The sequence below is a fragment of the uncultured Enorma sp. genome (genome assembly GCA_905210055.1).
In the GTDB taxonomy this organism is placed as follows: Bacteria; Actinomycetota; Coriobacteriia; order Coriobacteriales; family Coriobacteriaceae; genus Enorma.
Genome location: CAJLVH010000138.1, coordinates 1 through 5,299 on the forward strand (window position 1 = coordinate 1; position 5,299 = coordinate 5,299).

General features: G+C 64.2%; 5 protein-coding genes and 1 pseudogene. All 6 read left to right on the plus strand.

The genetic code is table 11. The features are described 5' to 3' along the window. Positions 1–258, plus strand: a 258-nt coding sequence (locus tag QZ079_RS07985; RefSeq protein ID WP_297037316.1) for a ribosome-recycling factor, incomplete at its 5' end; no start/stop codon positions are given. 1 nt (position 259) lies between these two features. Then, positions 260–1,054, plus strand: a complete 795-nt coding sequence (locus QZ079_RS07990; protein WP_291289855.1) for an isoprenyl transferase — start codon at positions 260–262, stop codon at positions 1,052–1,054. A 15-nt stretch (positions 1,055–1,069) separates the two neighbouring features. Next, positions 1,070–1,963, plus strand: coding sequence for a phosphatidate cytidylyltransferase (locus tag QZ079_RS07995; protein ID WP_297037317.1), 894 nt, complete (start codon positions 1,070–1,072; stop codon positions 1,961–1,963). Then, a complete protein-coding gene (dxr, locus tag QZ079_RS08000; protein ID WP_297037319.1) occupies positions 1,960–3,132 on the plus strand; it encodes a 1-deoxy-D-xylulose-5-phosphate reductoisomerase in 1,173 nt (390 codons plus the stop codon). Before QZ079_RS07995 ends, dxr begins: the two co-directional genes overlap by 4 nt. 99 nt (positions 3,133–3,231) lie before the next feature. Further along, positions 3,232–4,602 (plus strand): RIP metalloprotease, encoded by a 1,371-nt coding sequence (locus tag QZ079_RS08005; RefSeq protein ID WP_297037321.1) that lies wholly within the window; start codon positions 3,232–3,234, stop codon positions 4,600–4,602. Between the two features lie 44 nt (positions 4,603–4,646). Continuing rightward, positions 4,647–5,299, plus strand: a pseudogene (locus tag QZ079_RS08010) (flavodoxin-dependent (E)-4-hydroxy-3-methylbut-2-enyl-diphosphate synthase); the annotation flags it as partial.

Genomic DNA, 5,299 nt, shown 5'->3' on the forward strand with positions numbered 1-5,299 from the left:
CCCCCCCTGCCGTCCCCCGCGCCCACCGAGGAGCGCCGCCGCGAGCTCGTGAAGGAATGCCGCGAGATCGCCGAGCAGGCACGCGTCTCCATTCGCAATATTCGTCGCGACGTGAACGGCAAGCTCGAGCGTGACGAGGAGCTTTCGGAGGACGAGGTTCGCCGCGAGCAGGCGAAGGTGCAGAAGCACACCGATGCCTACATCAAGAAAATCGACGAGATGCTGAAGGCCAAAGAGGCCGAGGTCATGGAGATCTAGCGTGGCTGCGAATCACGTATACGACGACTCCACGTTCGAGACGTTCTTCGCGAACCCGCCTGAGGGCCTCGAGTTCGACGCACTCGACCGCTCGCGCATCCCGCGCCATATCTCTTGCATCATGGACGGCAACGGCCGCTGGGCCACTGCGCAGGGTCTCTCGCGCGGGGAGGGGCATAAGGCGGGCATCGTCTCGCTCCGCGAGATCATCACCGCCTGTGTGCGCCTGGGTGTCGAGGTCATGAGCGCCTACGCGTTCTCCACGGAGAATTGGCGCCGCCCTGCTGCCGAGGTGAACCTCCTTATGCACCTCTTCGCTCAGACGTTCGTGGACGAGCTTCCGCTGCTTAAGCGCGAGAACGTGCGCGTCGTCTTTTTGGGCGACATCTCCGCGCTGCCTAAGCGCACGCGCGAGGTCTTTGAATACGGCCTCAACGAAACGGCGCACCACACAGGCATGGTGCTCGCGCTCGCGGTGAACTACGGCGCCCGCGCCGAGCTCGCCCGTGCCGCGCGCCTCCTTGCCGAGGACGTCGCCGCTGGTCGCACCACACCGGATGCGATCGACGAGGCTGCCGTCGCCGCCAAGCTCTATACCGCCGGCCTGCCCGACCCGGAGCTCATCATCCGCACGTCGGGCGAGCTGCGCCTCTCTAACTACCTGCTCTGGCAGGCAGCGTATTCCGAGTTCTACATCACGAGCACCTACTGGCCGGACTTCGACCGCTGGGGGCTCATCGATGCGATCCTCACCTATCAGGGTCGCGACCGCCGCTTTGGCGGGATCCACGAGTAAGAGGTTTTCGAGACGATGTCATCTGAAGAGAATCAGCCGAACAGCGCTCCTTCCAACGTTGCATCCACGCAGGTGAGCGCTGAAGAGACGGCCGAGCGGCGCTCGTTCAAGGGCTTATCCGTACGCATCGTGTCCGGCGTCGTTTACGTCGGGCTCTTCATTGGCTGCATCCTTGCAGGGACGATTCCCACGGCCCTGTTCATCGCGCTTCTGAGCGGCTTCTGCGCGCACGAGTTCTTCCAGATGGTGCGTCGCGACGGCAAGGTGCCCAACGAGGTCATCGGAGATGTCGCCGCGGTGCTGTTCCCGCTCGCGGCGCTCGGCGACTCCGTGTTGCTCACCGTTGTCATCTTCCTTTTCATGCTCGCCATCGGCCTCTGGTACGTCTATACGCCCCGCGCGCGTATCGCCGACGTCTCTGCCACGCTCATGGGTCCCATCTACACCGGGTTCATGCTGTCGTCCATCGTGCTTCTGCGCGACGCGCTACCCGGGCTTGCAGGCCCTATCCTCACGATCGGCGTCTGCGCGTCGCTGTGGGTCTCCGACTCCTTCGCCTACCTCGTGGGCAAGGCGTTTGGCAAGCATAAGATGGCGCCGCGTATCAGTCCTAAGAAGACCTGGGAGGGCTTCGCGGGCGGCATCGCAGGTTCCGTGATCGTGTGGCTCATCCTCGTGCTCACCGGGCTCTTCACCTTCGACGCGCTCTTCGCGATCCTGTGCGGTGCCCTCGTCGCGGTGCTCGGCGTCTTCGGCGACCTCATCGAATCGCGCATCAAGCGCGGCGTAGGCGTTAAAGATTCCGGCAACCTCATCCCTGGCCACGGCGGCATGCTCGACCGCTGTGATTCGCTCATCTTCGGCTGCATCACTGCGCAGCTTCTGTTGTATCTTGGAGGCGTTCTGTGAATGACGTCAAGCGGCTTCGCGTTGCGATCCTGGGCTGCACGGGTTCCATCGGCGCTCAGACGCTCGACGTGTGCCGTCAGCATATCGACAAGCTCGAGGTCGTAGCCGTTTCCGTGCATCGAAACACCAAGGGACTCGTACGTGCCGCGCGCGAGTTCGGCGTACGCTCTGCATGCGTCGCCGATCCCGCGCATGCAAATGACCCCATTCTCGAGGAGCTGCCCGCGTCCTGCGAGCTCACCTCCGGCTCGTCCGCCCTCGCTGCGCTCTGCGAACGCGACGACGTGGATTGCGTGCTGAATGCCGTCGTCGGCGCCGCCGGCCTCTCCGCGAGCATTGCCGCCCTCAAAGCGGGCAAGCGGCTTGCACTCGCGAATAAGGAGTCGCTCGTCGTGGGCGGCGACCTCATCATGCCGCTCGCCGCGCCCGATCAGCTGCTTCCGGTCGACTCCGAGCACGGCGCGATCTTCCAGTGCCTGGTGGGAGACCGCCGCTCGCCGCTCCATGCCATCTGGCTCACGTGCTCTGGCGGCCCCTTCTTTGGCAAGAGCCGCAGCTACCTCGAGCACGTGACGGCAGACCGGGCACTTCGCCATCCTGCGTGGTCCATGGGTCGCAAGATTTCCATCGACTCAGCGACGCTCATGAACAAAGGGCTCGAGCGTATTGAGGCCATGCATCTCTTCGGCCTTCCGCTCGACGACATCATCGTGCTCATCCAGCGCGAGGCGAAGATCCATTCCATGGTCGAGTTTTGCGACGGCTCGGTAATCGCGCAGCTCGGCACGTCCGACATGCGCATCCCCATCCAGTACGCCTTGTCGTACCCCGAGCGCTGGGACACGCCGTGCGAGCGCGTCGATTTCCGCACCATTGGCTCGCTCTCCTTCGGTGCGCCGGATACCGCGGCCTTCACCTGCCTTGCGCTCGCTGGGCGCGCGGGCAAGGAAGGCGGCACCATGCCCTGCGTGCTCAACGCTGCGAACGAGGTGGCCGTGGATGCCTATCTCTCCGGTGCCTGCGGTTTCAACGACATCGGGCGCATCGTGGAGCGCGCGCTCGACGCGCATGAGCGCGAGGATGTCGAGTCACTCGAGCAGCTTTCCGAGGTCGACGCATGGGCACGTGCACGCTCCCGTGACATCATCGCGTCCCTGGCGCAAGCATAAAACGTTCCCTCCGGCGGGGCGGTATTCATTTGCTTTCGGTGACCCATCCCGGCAAGGCGGAGTTGTACCATTTTTGAACATCGAGGTTGTTGAGGTGCTATGCAGGCGATCGTCTCTGTTATAACGACCGTGTTCTGGGGGCTTCTGCTCCTCTCTGCTCTCGTGTTCGTGCACGAGGGCGGGCACTATCTCGCCGCGCGTGCTTGCGGCGTGCGCGTGACGGAATACTTCCTCGGCCTCCCGTGCCGCTGGCGCGCGAGCTTCGTCTCCAAGCGCAACGGCACGCGATTCGGCATCACGCCGCTGCTCCTCGGCGGCTACGCCATGATTTGCGGCATGGATCCTACAAAGAGCGAGCATGCGGCGCAGGTGCTCGGTTTCGTGCATAGGAACGGTCGCGCGAGCGTCGAGGACATTGCGCGTGAGCTCGCCATCACCGAGGATGAGGCGCTTGAAGCTTGCATCCAGCTCATGGACTGGGGCTCCGTGGCGCCCGTGTATGATCCGGAACAAGGCGAGTGCGAAGGCGGCTCCACATATCCCAGCACGTATGCGTCTGTCCCGCGCGACGCTGCCGGCAACACGGTGCTCCACGGCCGCCAGTTCGACCGAGCGCATGCTACTGCTGAAGGGGAGGTGTGGAACCCGCCCTGCACCGATGAAGAATTCCTCGAGCGCGAGCGCTCGCACACGTACCTCGGCAAGGGGTTCTGGCGCCGTGCGAGCATGCTTATCGCCGGCATCTTCGTGAACCTGTTGTTCGGCTTCCTGCTACTCATGTGCATCTATTCCGTCGTGGGCATCGAGGTCGCGCAGAATACGAACGTCATCGGCGGCATCGAGGCCGGCTCCATTGCCGAAGAGATCGGTATCGAGCCGGGCGACGCCGTGCGTTCGATTGGCGGCATGGAAACGGAGACCTGGGAGGACATCATCGCGGCGATCAGTGCCGCCAAGGGCGCCGACGAGCCGTTCGAGGTCGTGTTCGAGCACGACGGCACCGTCCAGCGCGCCACGGTCGAGCTCGCGCCCGACGAGATCTTGGGCGTCACCGTTTCCTACGGCATCGTCCGTCTGAGCCCCGTCGATTCCGCGCGCCAGGCATGGTGGTACATCTCCGAGACCGCCCGCGGCATCGTGCGCCTCTTCAACCCGCAGCACACGCTCGAGATGCTCGATAGCTCGACGTCCGTGGTGGGCATCTCGGTCATGTCCGCCCAGGCGGCGGCCGAGGGACCCACGACCTTCCTTGCCCTCGCCGCGCTCATCTCGTTCTCGCTCGGTCTCATGAACCTCCTGCCCATACCCCCGCTTGACGGTGGTAAGCTCATCATCGAGGTCATCCAAGCCGTGACGCGCCGCGAGCTGCCGCTCAAGGTGCAAACCATCGTGTCGTACGTGGGCGTCGCGCTCTTTCTGGCGCTCTTCGTTTACGTGCTCAGAAACGATATCCTGAGGTTCATCATCTAGGCGCGTTCAATTCCCGGATCGGACTTGAGGTTGGGAGGCCGCATATGGCGAAGGATGTTGCCGAAATACTTCCGCGCGAGCGTACGCGACAGGTCGATGTTGGTGGCGTGAAGATCGGCGGGGGAGCGCGCGTTGTGGTGCAATCCATGACCTGCACGGATACGGCGGATGCTGTGGCCACGCTCGCCCAGGTGCGCGCGCTTGCCGAGGCTGGCTGCGACATCGTGCGCGTGACGCTGCCCAACCAGGGTGCCGTCGATGCGTTCCATGCCGTGTGTGCAGCATCGCCCGTGCCCATCGTCGCGGACATCCATTTCGATTACCGGCTCCCCCCGCCGTGGAGGCGGGGGCGGCGAAGCTGCGCATCAACCCCGGTAACATCGGTTCGTGGGAGCGCGTCGATGCCGTGATCGATGCGGCGGGTGCGGCTGGCGCGGCCATCCGCATCGGCGTGAACGCGGGATCGCTCGAGCAGGATATCGCCGAGCGCGAGGGCCTCACGATGCCGGAGAAGCTCGTGGCCTCATCCCTTCGGTTCGTCGAGCATTTCGAAGACCGCGGGTTTACGAACATCGTGCTATCCGCGAAGGCGCATAGCGTGCCCACCACCATCAAGACGTATCGTTCGCTCTCGCACGAGTTGCCGCACGTGCCGCTGCATCTGGGTGTGACCGAGGCGGGCACCGAACGGATGGGG

Coding starts and splice junctions, on each gene's coding strand:
- QZ079_RS07995 (WP_297037317.1), top strand. CDS start 1,070: ATGTCATCTGAAGAGAATCAGCCGAACAGCGCTCCTTCCAACGTTGCA.
- QZ079_RS08005 (WP_297037321.1), top strand. CDS start 3,232: ATGCAGGCGATCGTCTCTGTTATAACGACCGTGTTCTGGGGGCTTCTG.